Genomic DNA, 19,141 nt, shown 5'->3' with positions numbered 1-19,141 from the left:
CGTCGATCGGCTTGGCTGGGCGTCCAGCCCGCCCTGCACCTCTCTCCTATCCAGCCGCCGCCTCCGGCCGATCCCGATCCGCCTCCTGATTGAGTTTGGACCCTCTACCATGGCACGTATCGCATTTCTCGGGCTCGGCGTGATGGGCGCGCCGATGGCCCGCCACCTCGCCGCAGCCGGCCACGATCTCGTCGTCTTCAATCGGAGCGCCGACAAGGCCCGCGCGTGGGCGGCGCGCCACGGCGGCACGGCCGCTGTCTCGGCGCGCGAGGCAGCGCAGGGGGCGCAGGCGGTGATCGCCTGCGTCGGCGCCGACCGCGACGTCGAGGAGGTGACGCTCGGCGAAAACGGCGCCTTCGCCGCCATGACCGGCGGTGCCCTGTTCGTCGATCACACCACCGCCTCGGCCCATCTCGCCCGCCGGCTCGCCGACGAGGGCGCGGCGCGCGGCCTCGAGATTCTCGACGCGCCGGTCTCGGGCGGCCAGGCCGGCGCCGAAAAGGGCGCGCTCTCGATCATGTGCGGCGGCACCGACCGGGCCATGGCGGCGGCGCGGCCGCTGATGGAGGCCTATGCCGCCCGCATCGTCCATGTCGGTCCTGCCGGCCACGGCCAGCTCACCAAGATGGTGAACCAGGTCTGCATCGCCGGAATCGTCCAGGGCCTCGCCGAGGCGATCCATTTCGCCAAGGCGGCGGGCCTCGACACGGCCCGAGTGTTCGAAGCCGTCTCCGGCGGTGCCGCGCAGAGCTGGCAGATGGTCAATCGCTGGGAGACGATGGAACGGGGCGAATTCGATTTCGGATTCGCCGTCGACTGGATGCGCAAGGACCTCGGCCTGACGCTGGAGGAAGCGCGCACGAACGGCGCCCGCCTGCCCGTGACGGCCCTGGTCGACCAATTCTACGCCGACGTCCAGGCGATCGGCGGAAGTCGCCAGGACACCAGCTCGCTCATCCGGAGGCTCGAAGATTGAGACAGACACGTTTGCTCGGGCTGCTGGCGCTCCTTCTCGCCTTCGCCTCTCCCGCTTTCGCCGACGCGCTGGTCGACAATGTCAACGGCTACACCGTCCGCGAGGATGGCCGCCTGTTCCGCTTCACCGGCATGATCCTCGACGATGACGGCCGGGTGAAGCAGCTGCTCGGCCGCCGCGACCGCCGGCCCGAGCGGCCGCGCTATTTGCTGAATGGCCGCGGCCGCACCCTCATCCCCGGCCTGGTCGATGCCCACGGCCATGTCATGGGCCTCGGCTTCGGGGCGATCCAGCTCGACCTTTCGGACACGAATTCGCTCGAGGAGGCGCAGCGCCGGATCGCCGAATATGCCGCCGCCAATCCCAGCCCGCGCTGGATCGTCGGCCGCGGCTGGAACCAGGAGCGCTGGGGCCTCGGCCGCTTTCCGACCGCCGCCGATCTCGACGCGGTGGTCGGCGATCGGCCGGTCTGGCTGGAGCGGGTCGACGGTCATGCCGGCTGGGCCAACAGCGCGGCGATGCGCGAGGCCGGCGTGACCGCCCAGTCCGCGGCGCCAGAAGGCGGCCGGATCGAGAGGGCCGGCACCGGCCGCAATGCCGCGCCGACGGGGATCTTCGTCGATGCCGCCATGTCCCTGGTGGGCCAGGCGGTACCGCCGCCTCTACCAGTCCAGCGCGACCGCGCCCTGGTCGAGGCCCAGCGTATCCTCCTCTCCAACGGCATCACCGCGGTCGCCGACATGGGCACCAGCCTGGAGGATTGGAATACGATCCGGCGCGCCGGCGATCAGGGCCGGCTGTCGGTGCGGATCCTGTCTTATGCCTCGAGCGTGCCGGAGATGATCTCGGTCGCCGGGATCCGGCCGACGCCCTGGCTCTATGACGGCCGCCTGCGGATGGTCGGCGTCAAGCTCTACCTCGACGGTGCCCTGGGATCGCGCGGCGCCTGGCTGAAGCAGCCCTATCGCGATGCGCCGGAAGAGCGCGGCCTGCCTCTGGTCAGCGACACCGTGCTCAAGAATCTGATGAGCCGGGCGGCGATGGACCGCTTCCAGGTCGCCGTTCACGCCATCGGCGACGCCGCCAATGCCGAGCTGCTCGCGGCCATCGAGGATCTGTCCGACACTTATGAGGGCGACCGGCGATGGCGGGTAGAGCATGCCCAGATCATCGACCCAGCCGATCTCGCCCGCTTCTCGCGCCACGGCATCATCGCCTCGATGCAGCCGGTCCACCAGACCAGCGACCGGACGATGGCCGAGGCCCGGATGGGGCTCGATCGGCTCCAGGGCGCCTATGCCTGGCGCTCGATGCTCGACCATGACGTTCCCTTGGCCTTCGGCTCCGACTTTCCGGTCGAGAGCCCGAACCCGTTCCACGGGCTCGCCGCCGCGATCAGCCGCGAGGATTCCGAGGGCCAGCCGCCGGGGGGCTGGCTGCCGCAGCAGCGCGTGTCGCTCGAGCAGGCCTTCGCCGCCTTCACCCGCGGCGGCGCCTATGCCGGCTTCGCCGAGGACGTGATCGGGACGCTCGAGCCCGGCCGGATGGCGGACTTCCTGTTCATCGACCGCGACATCTTCGAGATCACCGACCAGCGCCAGCTGCGCGAGACCCGGGTGCTCGAGACCTGGATGGCCGGCCGCAAGGTGTGGGAGCGGGAGGAGTGAAACGGACCCTCGAGCCCGTTAGCGGATCGCTTCGCTCACCTGCCTGACCGGCCGCACATTGGTGAAGTTGGCGATGTCTGCGCCGATCTCCGCCATATGCGGCCCGTTCACGGCGGCGCCGAGCGACTCCATCGTATCGAAGCTGATCAGGGCGATGGCGAGGAACGGCGGCTCGCCGCCGTCCACGGCGACGCCGCGAAGGGCCTCGACGCCGGTGAGGCCGTTCCCCTTCCAGCGTGCCTCGACCAGCGGCAGATGGGTGCGCGCATAATAGTCGAAATCGAAGGTGGCGCCGTCCTGGCGCGGATAGAGAACGGTGATGGTCGGCATGTTTCCCCTCCCTGAGGTTTCCGCCATGAGCGCCTGCCAGCCGGTCCAAGTCAATCGCCGAGCTTGTTCACGCAGCTCGAGCGGGACAGTGGACGAACACTTCGACCGGCGAAATGGTGCCGGCACCCGAAATAAAAATGTGCACTGTCACCGTAATTCTTGCGCTTATCTCGTACGTCTTGACGGTCTCGTCAAATAGCGAGATTGCCTGCGTTCGAGTGATTTCGAAATTGAGGGCATCCAATCGGTAGAGAAGAGCGCGTGCGCCGATCTGCCCTGATCGAACTCCTGCATTGCTGCGAGAACTTGTGGGCTCAAGGGGATTCTCGCAGCCAGGAACTGACTGGTGAAACTTCCTTTCTGTGCGTCGGAATCGAACCCGAAGCCAATGACTGGGCGCCCGTCGCTGAGGTCGTTGTCGTTGTCGTCCGTTTCTGGCCGGAAGGTGCTCGACAAGTTCACAAAGGCCGGAGCATGCTCGTAGCCGGCGATCAGCGCGAATCTGAACCCCTCGTACGTGCGCGGTAGAGAATTCAAAACCGCCAGCAGGTCTGCCCGCAAGGGGTCATTGTCGTATCTGATGTTTGCGAAAGCTGCGTGTAGAGCCGGTCGAAGGCGGCATCGTAACCGGCAGCCGACGTCGTCAGATTTAGATACGGGCCCGTCCCAGTCTCTCTCGAGCGGCTCGTGATTATTCTCGGCATGATTTAACCCCCTGCTCGGTCAAGATCACATAGGGCGTAAGCCGCCTGCCGCTCTGTGTCGCGGAGCCTTGCGACCCAGCCGGATCGCGTGACGAAGTAGGTTGCGTCCGCCGAGCGGCCGAATCTGGTTCCGGCCAACGACACCTCGCCCTCTATTCGGGCACGATCGTTCCCGCACGATTGACAATAGTACCAGCGATCGATGTGATTCGGCGCCGACGTCTTGTTATGGAGGCCCCACATCGGAACTTGGAAGGCGCGGTCCGCGGCGATCTCGATGGCCGCAGCCTCGATTTCGCCTCCGGTTGCCAAGTAGGACGCGACGCTGAGGAAACGGCGTGTGTGCTCATCGGTGACGGTGAGGCCGGGGGGCTCGCCGAGGCCCACGTCGTAGCAAACGAAGTCGCCCCACCAGCGATATCTCGTCCAACAGGTTTCATTCTCGAAATAGCCGACATCGAGGTGAACCTCATCCTCATTGCCCCCACGTAGCTGGATGCGGGCGGATACGTCGACAAGAACAACCGCCGTCTCTCCGTCAGCCCTTGGCAGGTTCGTACGCCAATAGCTCGCGCTCAGAATGCGCCCAACGTCAGACTCCGTTTCCCGGACCGCCGGTAGCAGCGCCTCGCGTGCCTCCTCACAGATTTCCGCTTGCCATCGCTGAGCCGTCGCTTGCTCGGACACACTGCTGCACGAAAGAGCAAGTCCTGTCGTCACGAGCGCCGCAGACTGATGTAGCGAGGAAGTCATTGGCTGACCCTCCGTCTGGCGATGATGCGATCGAGACGCTCCCGCGCCTCGTCGAGACCGCGGCTACTCTGACCGGTTCTGACCGGCACAACTTGGCCGCGGGCGGTTCCGACCGGCGGTAAGTAAACGAGACCGCTGCCGCTACTGTCGCTTGCCGCCAGCCGATATAGATGCTCCGCCCGTGCCAGATTTACCGGCACCCCTCGCCCCTGCTCATAACGGATTCCCAGTTCCAACTGTGCATGCTTGTCGCCTGCCTGCGCACGCATGGCGAGGCCCTGAAGCTCGGAATCGGCCGCGCCGGATGCGAACGAGATGCCGGCAAAGGAGTTCGTCACGCACGCACCCAACATAGCTGACATGCACGCGAGAAGGAGCGCTGCAGCCGCCCCGCGAAGCTTCGAAGTGAAGTCGTTTGTCGATATCAACCGCACCCTCTCTTGATACTGCCAAGGTGCCGACAATTCCGTTGGTATCGTCAGCCACATCATGCGGCGGCGCAGCCAAGGTGGGTCACTGCAGGGCACTATCTCTCCCTCCCCGCCTCACTCACCGTCTCCGAGATCGGCGACAGCAGATACTGGATGATCCGCATCCGCCCGGTGCGCACCTCCGCCTGCACCGCCATGCCCGGTCCGATCGCCTGCCGCCGCTCGCCTAGCATGATATAGTTCCGGCCCAGCCGAACCCGCGCGGTATAGACCAGGCCCAGCTGCTCATCCTGCACGGCATCGCGGCTGATCGTCTCGACCGTACCTTCGATCCAGCCATAATCGGTGAACGGAAAGGCTTCGAACTTCACCCGCACCGGTTGGCCCTCGCGGACGAAGCCGATATCCTTGTTGAGCACCTGCGCCTCGACCTCGACCTCGCTCCCCAAGGGCACGATCACCATCAGCGGCTGGGCCGGCTGGACGACGCCGCCCACCGTGTGGACAGCGAGCTGCTGGACGACGCCGTCGACCGGCGCGCGCAGCTGCTGGAGCTGGCGCCGCCGCGCCGACCGGCGCAGGTCGTCCTCGCGAAGGCCGGACTCGGTTTCGGCGCCGGACAGCTCGGTCGCCGCTTCCTCGGCCAGGGTCGCGCGCAGCGCCGCCATGTCCGCGTCGATTTTGGCGATCGCCGCCTGCGCCCGCTCGGCCGAACTCTCCTGCACCTCGATATTCTGGATCGCTCCACGACCACTATTGTTAACACCTGCCGAGAAGATGACAATCAAGAAGGACGAGACCGCTCACCTGTGGCGGCTTTGTTACATGCGCAGAAACTTCTCTCGCATAAGCTCGCGGTAGTCGGTCCATATTGGACCAGTATCGAAACGGAATTCCGGCAGACGAATTCGGTTTGTCACTCCGATTTATACTTCGGGTATTGGTATCGCACCACGACGCGCGCCCGTGGGTCGAAATGACGCTTGCTCTTCTCCCCGCACGCTTGCGGCGTTCGAACGGCTCGACGCCGGGTCACGGAACCGACCGCCGATTTCGGCCGCACAGGTCAGAGAGATGCGCGTCCCGGACCGGGGCGGCATTGGTTCGATCGAGGCTCAGACTGTCAGCGCCTGCCGCGACGCCCGAGTCAATCGCCGAGCGCGGTGAGCCTGCCGACGGTGAGGATCTGCGGAAGTAATTCGGCCTCTCGCCCGGGCGCGTAATAAAGGTAGAGCGGCACGCCGGAGCGGCCGTGGCGCTCCAGGAAGCGACCGATCTCCGGATCGCCGCGCGTCCAGTCGCCCACCATCGTCCTGACGCCCTTGGCCTCGAACGCGGCAGCGACCTCGGACTGGCCGATCGCCGCGCGCTCGTTGACCTTGCAGGTCAGGCACCAGTCGGCGGTGAAATAGAGGAAGACCGGCGTGCCGGCCGCGCGAAGCTCGGCGAGGCGCCGCTCGTCGAACGGCTCGGCCGCGATTGCCGCCTGCCCGGCCTCCGGGGCAGCCTCCGCGGTCCGCACGAAAGGCAGAGGCGCCACCACCGCGGCAGCCACCAGGAGCAGCGGCAGCAACGTGCCGCCGATCGACTGGCGCCGCCCCAGCCACCACAAGGCGACGCCGAGCAAAAGGGCGGCGGCAAGGCCGAGCGTCATGCCGTCGACGCCGCTCTGGCGGCCGAGGATCCAGCCGAGGCCCAGCGCGGTCGCGAACATCGGCAGCGACAGCAGCCGCTGGAACCGCTCCATCCACAGCCCCGGCCGGGGCAGGCGGCGGCGCAGCGCCGGCACGAAGCCGAGCAGCAGGAACGGCAGAGCGAGGCCCAGGCCCAGACCCGCGAACACGGCGAGCGCCGCCCAGGTCGGCAAGATCAAAGCCGCGCCGAGCGCGAAGCCCAGGAACGGACCGGTGCAGGGCGTGGCGACGAAGGCGGCGAGCGCGCCGGTGAAGAAGGCGCCGCCGGCGCCGCCGCGGCCGGCGAGCGCGTCCCCGGCATTGAGGCTGGGCAGCCGGAACAGGCCGGCGAGGTTGAACGCGATCGCCGTCACCAGCAGCAGCAGCAGCATGATCACCCGCGGGTCCTGGAGCTGGAACGCCCAGCCGACCGCGGAACCGCCCGAGCGCAAGGCGAGCAACAGGCCGCCGAGGGCGAGGCAGGTGAGGATGATGCCGGCGGCATAAGCGAGCGCTTCGGTCCGGGCGGCGCGCGGGGTCTCGCCCGCGCGGGTCAGGCTCAGCGCCTTCAGGCTCAGGATCGGAAAGACGCAGGGCATGACGTTGAGCAGGAGCCCGCCGAAAATCGCACCAGCCAAAGCGAGGAGGATCGTCGCGGCGCTGCCGTCCGCGGCGCCTTCGGCCCCGGATGGAGATACGGGCACGCCGGCCGGCGGCACCGTCCCCAGCGTCGCCCGCAGCGCCAGCCCGACGCCGTCGCCCACCTCCAGCACCGCCTCGATCAGCCGCAGGCCCTCGGCCTGAGCGCCCGCATCGGTCTCGACGATGAGCAGGTCACCGCGCCGCGACAGCGCCTGCGGCGCCGAATGGTCCGCCGCGCCGGGCGTGACTGGATAGAGATAGGGATCGTGGACGCCGACGGTCGCCGGCAGCGGCACCGCCAGCCGCAGCCGCCCGCCGGCGACGGCGAAGCGGCCGTCTGAGCCGAGCGGACGCGGCAGCGCGCGGCGCCAGGCATCGAAGGCGGGATCGGTGCGTCCGGGCCTGCCGATGCGCAGGTCGATCGCGACCTCGGCTGTCTCGGGCACGCACAATTCGTCAGTGCAGACGAGATAATCGAGCCGCGCCCGCACCGGCACCAGGCTGCCCGGGCGCGCGCCCGCCGGCGCCTCGAGGTCGACCAGCAGCGCGTAATCGCGCTCGTAGACATAGTTCATCAGCCCGAGCAGGGTCAGCCGGTCGGGCACGGGATAAGCGAGCTCGCCCGCCTGCCACCCCGGCGGCAGCGTCCAGGTCGGCCGCGGCGCGTCGCCGGCATCGCCCGGATTGCGCCAATAGCCGTGCCAGCCGCGCTCCGGCTCCATGACGAAGGCGAGGGTGACGGTTCCGCCCGGCGCCACCGAGGCGGTTTCCGCACGCAGGTCGACCTGCATGTGCGGCTGCGCCGCCGCTGGGCCGGCGACGAGCAGCGACAGGAGGAAGAGGAAGAGGCCCCCGAGGCGATTCATGCGCCGCCTATAGCAGCACTTTTCCGAAGGGGCGCTTCGAGGACTCAAGATCCTCCCCTTCGAGGGGAGGGGGACCGCCCGAAGGGCGGTGGAGAGGTTTCAGCGCACGTGCCATTGACGGCGGGCGCATCGCGCGCGGAGCTGTTGCGACGCCCTATTCCCGCCGCTCGAACGGCGCGATCTGCGAGTCGAGTCGGTTGCCCTCGAGCCGGATCGCCTCGCCGCTGGCGTCGGCGACGAAGGCGGTGCGGCGCTCGAGGCCCGGCACCAGCCCGGCCTGGTTGTTCGCCACGGTGAGCCCGGCCGAGCTGTGCTCCACCCCTTCCGGCGCGACCATGATGAAGGCGCTGTAATTCTCCTTGTCCTCGCCCTGGACGAAGTGATTGTGGGCGATCGTGCCGGTGGCGCCGTTGGACAGGTCGATCATGTAGTTGGTCGCCCGGCCCTCGCTGTCGTCGAAGCTCGAATCGGTGACCTCGATGCGCGCGCCGCGGCTCTTGAGATAGTGGCCGCCGGTGCCGCGCTCGAAGCGGCTGCGCACTACCGTCAGCGCGCCGGTGCCGCTATTGTAGATCGAATGCGAGCAGCCCTGGTCCTCGGGGCACTGGCCGAGACCGGAGAAGGTCGACTGCTCGACCCGGATGGTGCCGTCATGATCGTTGGCGACGAGGATGCCGTTCTCGCCGTCGCGGAACAGGCTCTCGCGGACCTGGAGGTCGCCTTCCTCGAGCCGGATGCCGGCGCCGTTCGCGTCGGGCACGCGGATGTTCTGGAAGACGATGCCCTCGACCTGGGCCGATCGGCCGCCGAGCACCAGGGCGCCCTTGCCCTCGCAGGCGACGCCGTCGAGGATCACCGTCCCAGGTTCGCGCGCGACATAGGCGATCCGGCCCGCTTCCTGGACCGCGCACTGGCGGTAGCGGCCGGGCGCGATCATGATCGTGCCGCTGCCGCCGCCGATCGCCGCCACCGCGTCGGCGAGCGTGTCGAAGCCCTGCCCGGTCTCCTCGACGATGAACGGCGCCTGCGCCGGCTGGGCGGAGACCGGCAGCGCGAAGGCGAGGATGCAGGCGAGCAGGGTGAGGAGGATGATCCTGGACATGGCCCGATTTTCGCCCAGCGCCGCCCCCCTGTCGATGCGCAAAGGGGGTTAATCCGACGCTGACCCAAGACGGGACGGCACGGGCATGAAGGTTAGCGCAGGATCATCCCGCGACGATCTTCAATCCAGGTTCGGCCGCAGCCAGCGCTCCGCCTCCTCGAGCGAGACCTCGCGCCGCGCCGCATAATCCTCGAGCTGGTCGCGGCCGATCCGGGCGACGCCGAAATACTGGCTGTCGCGATGGCCGAAATAGAAGCCGGACACCGCCGAGGTCGGCAGCATCGCGAAATTGTCGGTCAGCGTCACGCCGGCCGGCTCGCCGCCGAGCATCCCGAACAGGACGCGCTTGAGGCTGTGGTCCGGGCAAGCGGGATAGCCGGGGGCCGGGCGGATGCCTTCGTAGCGCTCCCGGATCAGCTCGGCATTGGTCAGGTGCTCGTCGGGCGAATAGCCCCAGATGCTGTCGCGGACATGGGCGTGCAGCACTTCGGCAAAGCTCTCCGCCAACCGGTCGGCGAGCGCCTTCAGGAGGATGTCGGAATAATCGTCATTCTCGGCCTTGAACCGGGCGAGATGCGGTTCGAGCCCGTGAATGCCGACGGCGAAGCCGCCGATCCAGTCCTCGCCTTCGGGATCGATGAAGTCGGCGAGGCAGAAATTGGCCCGCCCCTCCCTCTTCTTCACCTGCTGGCGGAGGAAGGGGACGCGGGTCCAGTCGTTGCCGGCGAGGATGAGCACGTCGTCGCCCTCGCGCTTGCAGCGCCACAGCCCGACCGCCCCCTTGGGCACCACCCAATGCTCGGCGATCATCCGGTCGAGCATCGCCTCGGCGTCGCGGAACAGGGAGCGCGCGCTTTCGCCGACGATCGGATCGTCGAGGATCGCGGGATAGTTGCCGGCCAGCTCCCAGGCGCGGAAGAAGGGCGTCCAGTCGATCGAGGCGCGAAGCTCCCGCAGCGGCCATTCGCCGAAATGGTGGACGCCGGGCCGCGCCGGCGGCGGCGCCTTGCCGGCCGGATCGAAGGCGAAGCCGTTGGCGCGCGCCTCGTCGAGCGAGGCCAGCGCATTCTGGCCGCTGCGCGCCCGCGCCTCCCTGATCTCCTGATAATCGGCGCGGGTGCGCTCGACGAGCGGCTCGCGCTGGGTATCGGAGACGAGGGCCGAGGCGACGCCGACGGCGCGGCTGGCGTCGAGGACGTGGATGACCGGCCCCTCATAAGCGGGCTCGATTCGCAACGCGGTGTGGACCCTGCTGGTGGTGGCGCCGCCGATCAGCAGCGGCAGCGTGAACCCCTCGCGCTGCATCTCGCTCGCCACCGTCACCATCTCGTCCAGCGACGGCGTGATCAGTCCGGAAAGGCCGATCATGTCGGCCTTGTTGTCATTGGCCGCCTTGAGGATGTCCTGCCACGGCGCCATCACGCCGAGGTCGACCACCTCGAACCCGTTGCACTGGAGGACGACGCCGACGATGTTCTTGCCGATGTCGTGGACGTCGCCCTTGACGGTCGCCATGACGATCCGGCCCTTGCCCTGGGTGGCGCCGTTCGCTTCCTTCTCCGCCTCGATGAACGGGATCAGGTGGGCGACGGCCTTTTTCATCACCCGCGCCGACTTGACCACCTGCGGCAGGAACATCTTGCCCGATCCGAACAGGTCGCCGACGACGTTCATGCCGTCCATCAGCGGCCCTTCGATCACCTCGATCGGCCGGTTGGCGGCCTGGCGGGCTTCCTCGGCATCCTCGACGACGAAGGCGTCGATGCCCTTGACCAGCGCATGTTCGAGCCGTTTCGCGACCGGCCAGCCGCGCCACTCGGCCGCTTCCTTCTCGCGCGCGGGATCGGTGCCGAGATAGTTCTCGGCCAGCGTCACCAGCCGCTCGGTGGCGTCGTCACGGCGGTCGAGGATGACGTCCTCGCAGGCCTCGCGCAGCACCGGGTCGATCGTGTCGTAGACGTCGAGCTGGCCGGCATTGACGATAGCCATGTCCAGCCCGGCGGGGATGGCGTGGTAGAGAAAGATCGAGTGCATCGCCCGGCGCACCGGCTCGTTGCCGCGGAACGAGAAGCTCAAATTGGAGAGCCCGCCGGAGATGTGGACGTGCGGGCAGCGTTGCTTGATCTCTCGGCAGGCCTCGATAAAGTCGATCGCGTAGCGGCGATGCTCGTCGATCCCGGTCGCGATCGCGAAGATGTTGGGATCGAAGATGATGTCCTCGGGCGGGAAGCCGTCGCCGACCAGCAGGTCGTAGGCGCGCGCGCAGATCTCGACCTTGCGTTCCCTGGTGTCGGCCTGGCCCTTCTCGTCGAAGGCCATGATGACGACCGCGGCGCCGTAGCCGCGCACCTTGCGGGCGAGGCGGAGGAACTCCTCCTCCCCTTCCTTCATGCTGATCGAATTGACGATCGGCTTGCCCGACACGCATTTGAGGCCGGCCTCGATCACCGTCCATTTCGAGCTGTCGATCATGATCGGCACCCGGGCGATGTCGGGCTCGGCGGCGATCAGCTTGAGGAAGGTGGTCATCGCCGCCTCGGCGTCGAGCAGGCCCTCGTCCATGTTGACGTCGATCACTTGGGCGCCGTTCTCGACCTGCTGGCGCGCCACCTCGACCGCGGCGGCATAATCGTCGGCCATGATCAGCTTCTTGAACTTGGCCGATCCGGTGACGTTGGTGCGCTCGCCGACATTGACGAAGCTCGACGAGGCGAGCGCCGGCGATGAAGCTTCCGGCTCGGGAAATTCGGACATTGCGGTCGAGGCCATGGGGAATGGATTATCCTGGTAAGATGGGTGCGGACGCGGGGGACGAAGGCTCAGGCGGCGAGGATCATCGGTTCGATGCCGGCGAGCAGGGTGCGGCGCTCGGGCGTCGGAATCCGCCGCGGCGCATAGCCCGACACCGTCTCGCCGATCGCCTTGATATGCTCGGGCGTGGTGCCGCAGCAGCCGCCGACGATGTTGACGATGCCCTGCTCGGTCCAGCTCCTGACCTGCGCCGCGGTCGTCGCCGCGCACTCGTCATATTCGCCGAGGTCGTTTGGCAGGCCGGCATTGGGATAGGCCATGACCAGCGTGTCGGCGATCCGCGACAGGATCGCGATATGGGCACGCAGCTGGGCCGCGCCGAACGAGCAATTAAGACCGACGGTCAGCGGCCGGGCATGGCGGACCGAGGCCCAGAAGGCCTCGATCGAATGGCCGGAGAGGTTGCGCCCGGAAAGGTCGGTGATGGTCATCGACAGCATGATCGGCAGCTCGCGGCCGATCGTCTCCTCGACCCGCTGCGCGGCATGGACGGCGGCCTTGGCGTTCAAGGTATCGAACACCGTCTCGATCAGGGCGAAATCGGCGCCGCCCTCGACCAGCCCCTCGATCTGCTCGACATAGACGTCGGACAGGGTGTCGAAGTCGATCTCGCGATAGCCGGGATCGTTGACGTTCGGCGACAGCGACAGCGTCTTGTTGGTCGGGCCGATCGCGCCGGCGACCCAGCGCCGGCGGCCGTCCTTCGCCTCGGCGGCGTCGGCGACCTCGCGGATGATCCGCGCGGCGGCGACGTTGATCTCGCGCACCAGACCTTCGGCGCCGTAATCGGCCTGGCTGATCCGGTTGGCATTGAAGCTGTCGGTGGCGAGGATGTCGGCGCCGGCATCGGCAAAGTCCTGCGCGATCTCGCGGACGAGCTCGGGCCGGGTGAGATTGAGGAGGTCGTTATTGCCCTTCTGGTCGCGACCGAGGTCGAACGACCCGCGATAGTCGGCCTCGGCGAGCCGGCGGCGCTGGATTTCGGTGCCGTAGGCCCCGTCCTTGACGAGGATGCGGCGGGCGGCCTCGGCCCTAAGCTGATCGGCGGCAGTCGACATGGTCACTTTCCTTGGGCCTGAGGCCGAGCAGGTGGCAGATGGCGTAGCTCAGCTCGGCGCGGTTCAAAGTGAAGAAATGGAAGTGGCGGACGCCCCCGGCATAGAGCTGGGCGCACAATTCGGCGGCGATGGTGGCGGCGACGAGCTGGCGGGCCGCCGGCAGGTCGTCCAGCCCCTCGAACAGGCGCTCCATCCAGGGCGGGATGGTCGCGCCGCAGGCGGCGGCGAACTTGCGGGTCTGGGCGACGTTGGTCACCGGCAGGATGCCGGGGACGATCTCGGCCTCGATCCCCATCGCCGCGGCGACGTCGCGGAAGCGAAGGAAGCTGTCGGGCGAGAAGAAGAACTGGGTGATCGCGCGATCGGCGCCGGCGTCGATCTTGCGCTTGAGATTGTCGAGGTCGGCGCGCTTGGTGAGCGAATCGGGATGCGTCTCCGGATAGGCGGCGACCGAGATCTCGAACGGCGCCACGGATTTCAGCCCGGCCACCAGCTCGGCGGCATCGGCATAGCCGCCCGGCTCGGGGGTGAAGCGCGCGCCCGGCTCGGCCGGATCGCCGCGCAGAGCGACGACGTGGCGCACGCCGGCCTGCCAATATTGCCGCGCGATCTCGTCTATCTCCTCGCGCGTCGCGCCGACGCAGGTCAGATGGGCGGCCGCGGTGAGGGCGGTCTCGCGGGCGATACGCTCGACGGTGGCGTGGGTGCGCTCGCGGGTCGATCCGCCGGCGCCGTAGGTGACCGAGACGAAGCGAGGCCCGAGCGGCGCCAACGTCTCGATCGAACTCCACAGGGTCGCCTCCATCTTCTCCGTCTTGGGGGGGAAGAATTCGAAGCTGACCTCGATGTCGCCGGCGGCGTCCTCGAACATGGCCTTGCCGAATGGCGAGCGCGGATAGGCGATCGGGCTCATGCGACCACCTTCAGCCGCGCATGGCTGCGAACGCCCATCCACAAGGTGACGGTGAGCTCGCCCCCTTCGAGATGCTCGACCACCTCGCCCTCCAGCCCCGCATCGGCGAAATATTTGAGCACCGCCTCGTCGGCGAAGCCCAGGCGGACGTGGGCGTCCCGGCTGCGCAGTTCCTCGCGCTCGTGCAGCGCGAAGTCGACGATCAGCAGCCGTCCGCCGGGACCGAGCAGCCGTGCCGCCTCGGCCACCGCGGCGGCGGGGTTCTGGGCATAATGGAGGACCTGGTGGAGGATCACCGTGTCGGCCGAATCGTCGGGCAGCGGCAGCGCGTACATGTCGCCCTGGCGCAGTTCGACCGCCTCCAGCCCGGCCTGGCTCAACTTGACCCGGGCGAGCCGCAGCATTTCGGGCGAGCGGTCGATGCCGAGCGCCTGGCTCGCGTCGGTCCCGAACAATTGGATCATCCGGCCGGTGCCGGTGCCGATGTCGACGAGGCGGCCGATCGGCGCCTCGCCCAAAGCCCGGCCGATCGCCGCCTCGACCTCGCTCTCGGCGACGTGCAGCGATCGCAGCGCGTCCCACTGGCCGGCATGGCTGGCGAAATAGCGCTCCGCCGCCGCGGCGCGGTCGGCGCGGACCGCGGCCAGGCGGGCGGCGTCGGCGGCGATCCAGGGATTTTCGCCCTGGGTCTCGGACCAGCGGTCGAGCAGGACGAAGAGCGGGTCGACCAGAGCCCGGTCGCCCAGGCTGACGAACACCCAGCTGCCTTCCTTGCGCCGCTCGGCGAGCCCGGCATCGATCAGGATCTTGACGTGCCGCGACACCCGCGGCTGGCTTTGGCCGAGCACCTGCGCGACTTCGCCGACGGAGAGCTCCATCGCCCTCAGCAAGGTCAGGATGCGAAGCCGGGTCGGGTCGGCCAGGGAAGCGAAGATCTTGGACGGAGCAGCCATATTTGCGCATATAAAGATATCTTTATATCCGTCAAGCAAGGATGGTGGCCGCGCTACCGCCTCCGCATGGACGGGTCCCGCCTTTCTTCGCTCCGCCCCCCAAGCGCCTGACCGGCCACCCTTTCCGGGGCGGCGAGAAAATCATCGAGCCGGCCCGAAAGCATTGACAACCGTTCCAGTAGAGAAACTCTGGACACGGCCCCTTCCATCTCATAAAACGGCCGCTTCGCCGCCAATCCGGGGGCCCGGCCGGCAGGTCGGATTCGGGCGCGGCGATAGTAGGAATGGTTCTCCTCGCAACTATTGAAGGAAATTCACGTGAAGAAGATCGCTTTCGCTCTGGTCGCCGTCTCCGCTTTCGGCCTCGCGGCCTGCCAGCCGAGCACCGAAGCCAACAACGCGGCCGACACCAACACCGAAGCGACCGCCAACGAGGCTGAAGCCGACACCACCAACGCCCTCGAGGCTGCCGACAACGCGCTCGACGCGGCCGGCAACGCCCTCGAGAACACCGGTGAGGCGATCGAGAACGCCGCCGAGTCCGCCGGCGACACCGTCTCGAACGCGGCCGAGGACGCGACCCACTAAGCTTTTTCACGAGCTTTCTGTCGGGGCCGCGCGTCGCAGGGCGTGCGGCCCCTTTTCGTTGGGAAGCGATCCGCCATGGCCCGCTCCATTCCGCCGTCCTTGCCCCGGCTGCGCCTGCTCGGCCGGCCCGGCTCGATCAACGTGCGCAAGCTCCTCTGGACCCTGGCCGAGCTCGAGCTCGATTTCGTCCACGAGCCGCAATGGGGCGATCCGCCGTCCAACCTCCTTTCCCCGGAATTCCGCGCGCTCAACCCGAACGGACTCGTCCCGGTCCTTCTCGACGGCGATGCCATTCTCTGGGAATCGAACACGATCTGCCGCTATCTCGCCGCCCGGTCCGGGCGCCGCGACCTGCTGCCGGACGATCCCCGCGCCCGCGCCGAGGTCGAAAGATGGATGGATTGGCAGGCGACCGATCTGAACGCCGCCTGGAATCATGCCTTCATGGCGCTGGTTCGCCGCCATCCCGACTTTGCCGATCCGGCCGCAATCCGACGCAGCGTCGACGCCTGGAACGCGCGGATGATTCTGCTCGACCGGCGCCTTGCCGAAACCGGCGCCTTTGCCGCGGGCGCGGGCTTCACCCTCGCCGACATCGTCCTCGTCCTCTCCGTCCACCGCTGGCGGCAGACGCCCATCGACCGGCCGGACCTGCCGTCGCTCGCCGGCTATTTCGAGCGGCTGTCGGCACGCCCCGCCGTGGCCGGGCTGATGGTGCCCGGCCTTCCCTGAACGGTCGGACGGTCGCCCCAGGGCGGCAAACCACCGAATGTCACCGCCGGCCTTTGGCATCCCGGGCCGATGCCGCTAGGCTATCCCGGTGACAGGAGAAAAGCGCATGAAGATCCCCCTCACTCTGTGCGCGCTCGCCGCCTCGGCGCTGGTCGCCGGCTGCGGAAGCGATGCCGATCGCGGCGGCCTCAGCGCCGAGGAAGAGCGCCAGCTCGACAATGCCGCGGCGATGCTCGACGACAATATGATCGACGTCTCACCCGACAGCCTCGTCGCCAACGAGGCCGAGCTGGACGCGATGGAAGCCCCCGAAGGCAGCGGCGCCGAGGAGGCGGTCGAGAACGCGCAATAGGTCCCCCGCCTCGTCATCCTGGCGAAAAGCCAGGATCTCATTGCCTTGTCGGCTGCCGTCGGAGGTCGAGACGAGATACCAGCTTTCGCTGGACTGACGGGATCGACTTCGAGGCCGCCTTACCGCGTCGCCTTGCCTCGATAGGGCTTGGCCTTGTGCCGCGCCGGCGGCGGCCCGCCCCGCCGCGCCTGCCGGGCGGCCTCGCGCGGCTTGCCGTCGATCGCGCTGATCTCGATCCCCGCCTCGTCGCCGGCGTCCGCCTGGGCCGTGCGCTTCACCGCCGCGGCGAAGCGGGCGGCGGCGGCACGCGGCACCTCGAACAGGGTTTCGTTGGCGGCGATCCGGATCGCGCCGATCTCCTGGCGGGTGATATGGCCACGCCGGCAGAGCAGGGGCAGCAGCCAGCGCGGATCGGCATTGTGCCGCCGGCCGATGTCCATCCGGAACCAGATTGTGTCCTCGAAGCCCGGCCGCGGTCCTTCCCGCCGCACCGGCGCCTCGGCACCCTGGTCGAGCAATTCCTCCGGCGCCGGCATCCGCGCCCGGTGAGCGTGGACCAGGGCGGCGGCGATCTCCTCCGGGCTGCGCTCGGCGAGCAGCCGCGCCGCCAGCGCCCGGTCCTCCTCGTCGACCTCGACCGGCTGCAGCAAGGCGGCGAGCAGCCGCTCGCGGTCGCTGCGGCCGATATCCTCGGCGGTGGGCGGCTTGATCCATTCCGCCGCGATCCGGGCGCCGCGCAGCATCGCCTCCACCCGCTTGCGGCGCGGATAGGGGACGATCAGCACGGCGATGCCCTTGCGCCCCGCCCGGCCGGTCCGGCCCGAGCGGTGCTGGAGCGTCTCGGCGTCGCGCGGCAGCTCGACATGGACGACCAGCGACAGGTTCGGAAGGTCAAGCCCGCGCGCGGCGACGTCGGTGGCGACGCAGATCCGGGCGCGCCGGTCGCGCAGCGCCTGGATCGCCTGGTTGCGCTCGGACTGGCTGTGCTCGCCGGACAAGGCGACCGCCTGGAAGCCACGCTCGACCAGGCTGGCATGGAGCCGGCGGACATTCTCGCGGGTGGCGCAGAACAGCATCGCCGCCTCCGCCTCGTGCAGCCGCAGCAGGTTGACCACAGCCGGCTCGATGTCCGCCGGCGCCACGGCCATCGCCTGGTAGGCGATGTCGCCATGGCCGCGATCCTCGCCCGCGGTCGACAGCCGAAGCGCGTCGCGCTGGTAGCGTTTGGCGAGCGCGACGATCGGCCTCGGCACGGTCGCCGAGAACATCAGGGTCCGGCGCCCCTCCGGCGTCGCGTCGAGTATCTCCTCCAGATCCTCGCGAAAGCCCATGTCGAGCATCTCGTCGGCCTCGTCGAGCACCGCCACCCGAAGCTGGCCGAGATCGAGCGCGCCGCGCTCGAGATGGTCGCGCAGACGCCCGGGCGTGCCGACGACGATATGGGCACCATGAGCGAGGTTGCGCCGCTCCTTGGACGGATCCATGCCGCCGACGCAGGTGGCGATGCGCGCGCCGGCCTTGCCGTACAGCCAGGCCAGCTCGCCACTGACCTGCAGCGCGAGCTCGCGGGTCGGCGCGATCACCAGCGCGAGTGGCGTCCGCGCCGGCGGCAGCGCGTCGGCGCCGCCGAACAGCTGCGGCGCCACCGCCAGGCCGAAAGCGACGGTCTTGCCGGATCCGGTCTGCGCCGAGACGATGAGGTCGCGCCCCTCAGCCTCCGGCTCGAGCACGGCGGCCTGCACCGGCGTCGGCGCCTCATAGCCCCGCTCGGCCAGCGCCTCGGCGAGGATTTGCGGAAGTCGTTCGAATATCAAGGTCATGCGCCCGCCTGAGCCGCCGAGGGCCCCGCGTCAATCCGTGGAAGTCCCGTGCCGGCGATCCTCCTCGCGATTTTGCGCAGAGAGGGATTTCACCAACTCCTCCCCGGCCTTTGCCGGGGAGGGGGACCGCACTGTGCAGACCGGATAGGTTGGTTTCAGACTGGACCGATTGCCTGGGTGACAGTTCTCTGGTGGCGGGGAGGACATGAAGGCCTCGCTTCAACCCTCCAGCACCTGATACATCACATAGACGTCGACATAGCCGAGCCGCGGATGCCGGAACGCTCCCGGCAGCGTGCCGACGATCTCGAACCCGCCCGCTTGCCACAGGCGCACCGCAACCTGGTTGACGCTGACGACGAAGTTGAACTGCACCGCCCGGAACCCGCGCTCGCGCGCCCGCGCCACCGAATGGTCGCGCATCGCCCGGGCGACCCCCTGCCCGCGCGCCTCGGGCGAGGTCATATAGCCGCAATTGCCGACATGGGCGCCGCCGCCCGGCTGGTTCGGCCGCAGAAAATAGGTGCCGAGGACCCGGCCGTCGCGCACTGCGACGAACGTCTCCTTGCCCTCCCCGCCGGTCCAGTAAGCGAGCGCCTCGGCCTCGGTCATGTCGGGATCGAGCGCATAGGTCTCGCCGGCGCGGATCACCGGCTCGAGCACCGTCCATATCCCCGCTTCGTCGTCCTCGCGCGCCAGCCTGATCTCCATGACCGCGGCTTAGGCGAAGCCGAAGCCGCCGCACAAGCCACCGTGCGACCCCTGGCTTC

Annotated in this window: 16 protein-coding genes; 5 read left to right on the top strand and 11 right to left on the bottom strand. The window is 68.5% G+C overall.

Going from position 1 to position 19,141, the window contains the following annotated elements; genetic code table 11:
• Positions 1-109 precede the first annotated feature (109 nt).
• A complete protein-coding gene (locus tag DDE10_RS22035) occupies positions 110-976 on the top strand; it encodes an NAD(P)-dependent oxidoreductase (protein ID WP_114954965.1) in 867 nt (288 codons plus the stop codon).
• Positions 973-2,643, top strand: a complete 1,671-nt coding sequence (locus tag DDE10_RS22030) for an amidohydrolase (protein ID WP_114954964.1) — start codon at positions 973-975, stop codon at positions 2,641-2,643. Before DDE10_RS22035 ends, DDE10_RS22030 begins: the two co-directional genes overlap by 4 nt.
• An 18-nt stretch (positions 2,644-2,661) precedes the next feature.
• On the opposite strand, the gene DDE10_RS22025 is transcribed toward DDE10_RS22030, so the two are convergent.
• From DDE10_RS22025 to DDE10_RS21980, 9 genes are all read right to left on the bottom strand, one after another.
• On the bottom strand, positions 2,662-2,973 hold the full coding sequence (locus DDE10_RS22025; protein ID WP_114954963.1) for an EthD family reductase: 312 nt from the start codon (positions 2,971-2,973) through the stop codon (positions 2,662-2,664).
• Between the two features lie 1,453 nt (positions 2,974-4,426).
• A complete protein-coding gene (locus DDE10_RS23650) occupies positions 4,427-4,768 on the bottom strand; it encodes an SEL1-like repeat protein (protein ID WP_162806791.1) in 342 nt (113 codons plus the stop codon).
• Between the two features lie 188 nt (positions 4,769-4,956).
• Positions 4,957-5,649 carry an HlyD family type I secretion periplasmic adaptor subunit gene (locus DDE10_RS22010; protein WP_114954960.1) on the bottom strand — a complete coding sequence of 231 codons (693 nt, stop codon included), beginning with the start codon at positions 5,647-5,649 and terminating at the stop codon, positions 4,957-4,959.
• 359 nt (positions 5,650-6,008) lie between these two features.
• Positions 6,009-8,042: a protein-disulfide reductase DsbD family protein gene (locus DDE10_RS22005; protein WP_114954959.1), complete on the bottom strand. Its 2,034-nt coding sequence runs from the start codon at positions 8,040-8,042 to the stop codon at positions 6,009-6,011.
• Positions 8,043-8,196: 154 nt separating this feature from the next.
• On the bottom strand, positions 8,197-9,144 hold the full coding sequence (locus tag DDE10_RS22000) for a right-handed parallel beta-helix repeat-containing protein (protein ID WP_114954958.1): 948 nt from the start codon (positions 9,142-9,144) through the stop codon (positions 8,197-8,199).
• Positions 9,145-9,264: 120 nt separating this feature from the next.
• Positions 9,265-11,898: a methionine synthase gene (gene metH, locus DDE10_RS21995; protein WP_432653750.1), complete on the bottom strand. Its 2,634-nt coding sequence runs from the start codon at positions 11,896-11,898 to the stop codon at positions 9,265-9,267.
• A gap of 65 nt (positions 11,899-11,963) precedes the next feature.
• Complete coding sequence (locus DDE10_RS21990; RefSeq protein WP_114954956.1) at positions 11,964-13,013, bottom strand: homocysteine S-methyltransferase family protein; 1,050 nt, start codon at positions 13,011-13,013, stop codon at positions 11,964-11,966.
• Positions 12,988-13,926 carry a methylenetetrahydrofolate reductase [NAD(P)H] gene (gene metF / locus DDE10_RS21985; protein WP_284734825.1) on the bottom strand — a complete coding sequence of 313 codons (939 nt, stop codon included), beginning with the start codon at positions 13,924-13,926 and terminating at the stop codon, positions 12,988-12,990. The genes DDE10_RS21990 and metF overlap by 26 nt, the downstream gene beginning before the upstream one ends.
• Positions 13,923-14,879: an ArsR/SmtB family transcription factor gene (locus DDE10_RS21980; protein ID WP_114954955.1), complete on the bottom strand. Its 957-nt coding sequence runs from the start codon at positions 14,877-14,879 to the stop codon at positions 13,923-13,925. Before DDE10_RS21980 ends, metF begins: the two co-directional genes overlap by 4 nt.
• A 318-nt stretch (positions 14,880-15,197) precedes the next feature.
• Here DDE10_RS21980 and DDE10_RS21975 point away from each other — a divergent pair, with 318 nt between their 5' ends.
• The 3 genes from DDE10_RS21975 to DDE10_RS21965 all read left to right on the top strand — a co-directional run bounded on the left by DDE10_RS21975 (position 15,198) and on the right by DDE10_RS21965 (position 16,551).
• Complete coding sequence (locus tag DDE10_RS21975) at positions 15,198-15,467, top strand: hypothetical protein (RefSeq protein ID WP_114954954.1); 270 nt, start codon at positions 15,198-15,200, stop codon at positions 15,465-15,467.
• A 75-nt stretch (positions 15,468-15,542) separates the two neighbouring features.
• Positions 15,543-16,199 (top strand): glutathione S-transferase family protein, encoded by a 657-nt coding sequence (locus tag DDE10_RS21970; protein ID WP_114954953.1) that lies wholly within the window; start codon positions 15,543-15,545, stop codon positions 16,197-16,199.
• A gap of 106 nt (positions 16,200-16,305) precedes the next feature.
• Complete coding sequence (locus tag DDE10_RS21965) at positions 16,306-16,551, top strand: hypothetical protein (protein WP_114954952.1); 246 nt, start codon at positions 16,306-16,308, stop codon at positions 16,549-16,551.
• A gap of 119 nt (positions 16,552-16,670) precedes the next feature.
• Here DDE10_RS21965 and DDE10_RS21960 read toward each other — a convergent pair whose 3' ends face one another.
• Both DDE10_RS21960 and DDE10_RS21955 read right to left on the bottom strand, forming a co-directional pair.
• Complete coding sequence (locus DDE10_RS21960) at positions 16,671-18,365, bottom strand: DEAD/DEAH box helicase (protein WP_114954972.1); 1,695 nt, start codon at positions 18,363-18,365, stop codon at positions 16,671-16,673.
• Between the two features lie 225 nt (positions 18,366-18,590).
• The gene (locus DDE10_RS21955; RefSeq protein WP_114954951.1) at positions 18,591-19,082 is read right to left on the bottom strand and encodes a GNAT family N-acetyltransferase; all 492 of its coding nucleotides are present in this window, start codon (positions 19,080-19,082) and stop codon (positions 18,591-18,593) included.
• Positions 19,083-19,141: the final 59 nt, after the last annotated feature.

Origin of the sequence: Sphingosinicella terrae (assembly GCF_003347635.1) — a bacterium.
GTDB classification, from domain to species: Bacteria; Pseudomonadota; Alphaproteobacteria; order Sphingomonadales; family Sphingomonadaceae; genus Allosphingosinicella; species Allosphingosinicella terrae.
The sequence above is the reverse complement of the archived record's forward strand: the minus strand, read 5'-3'. Positions and strand labels throughout refer to the sequence as shown.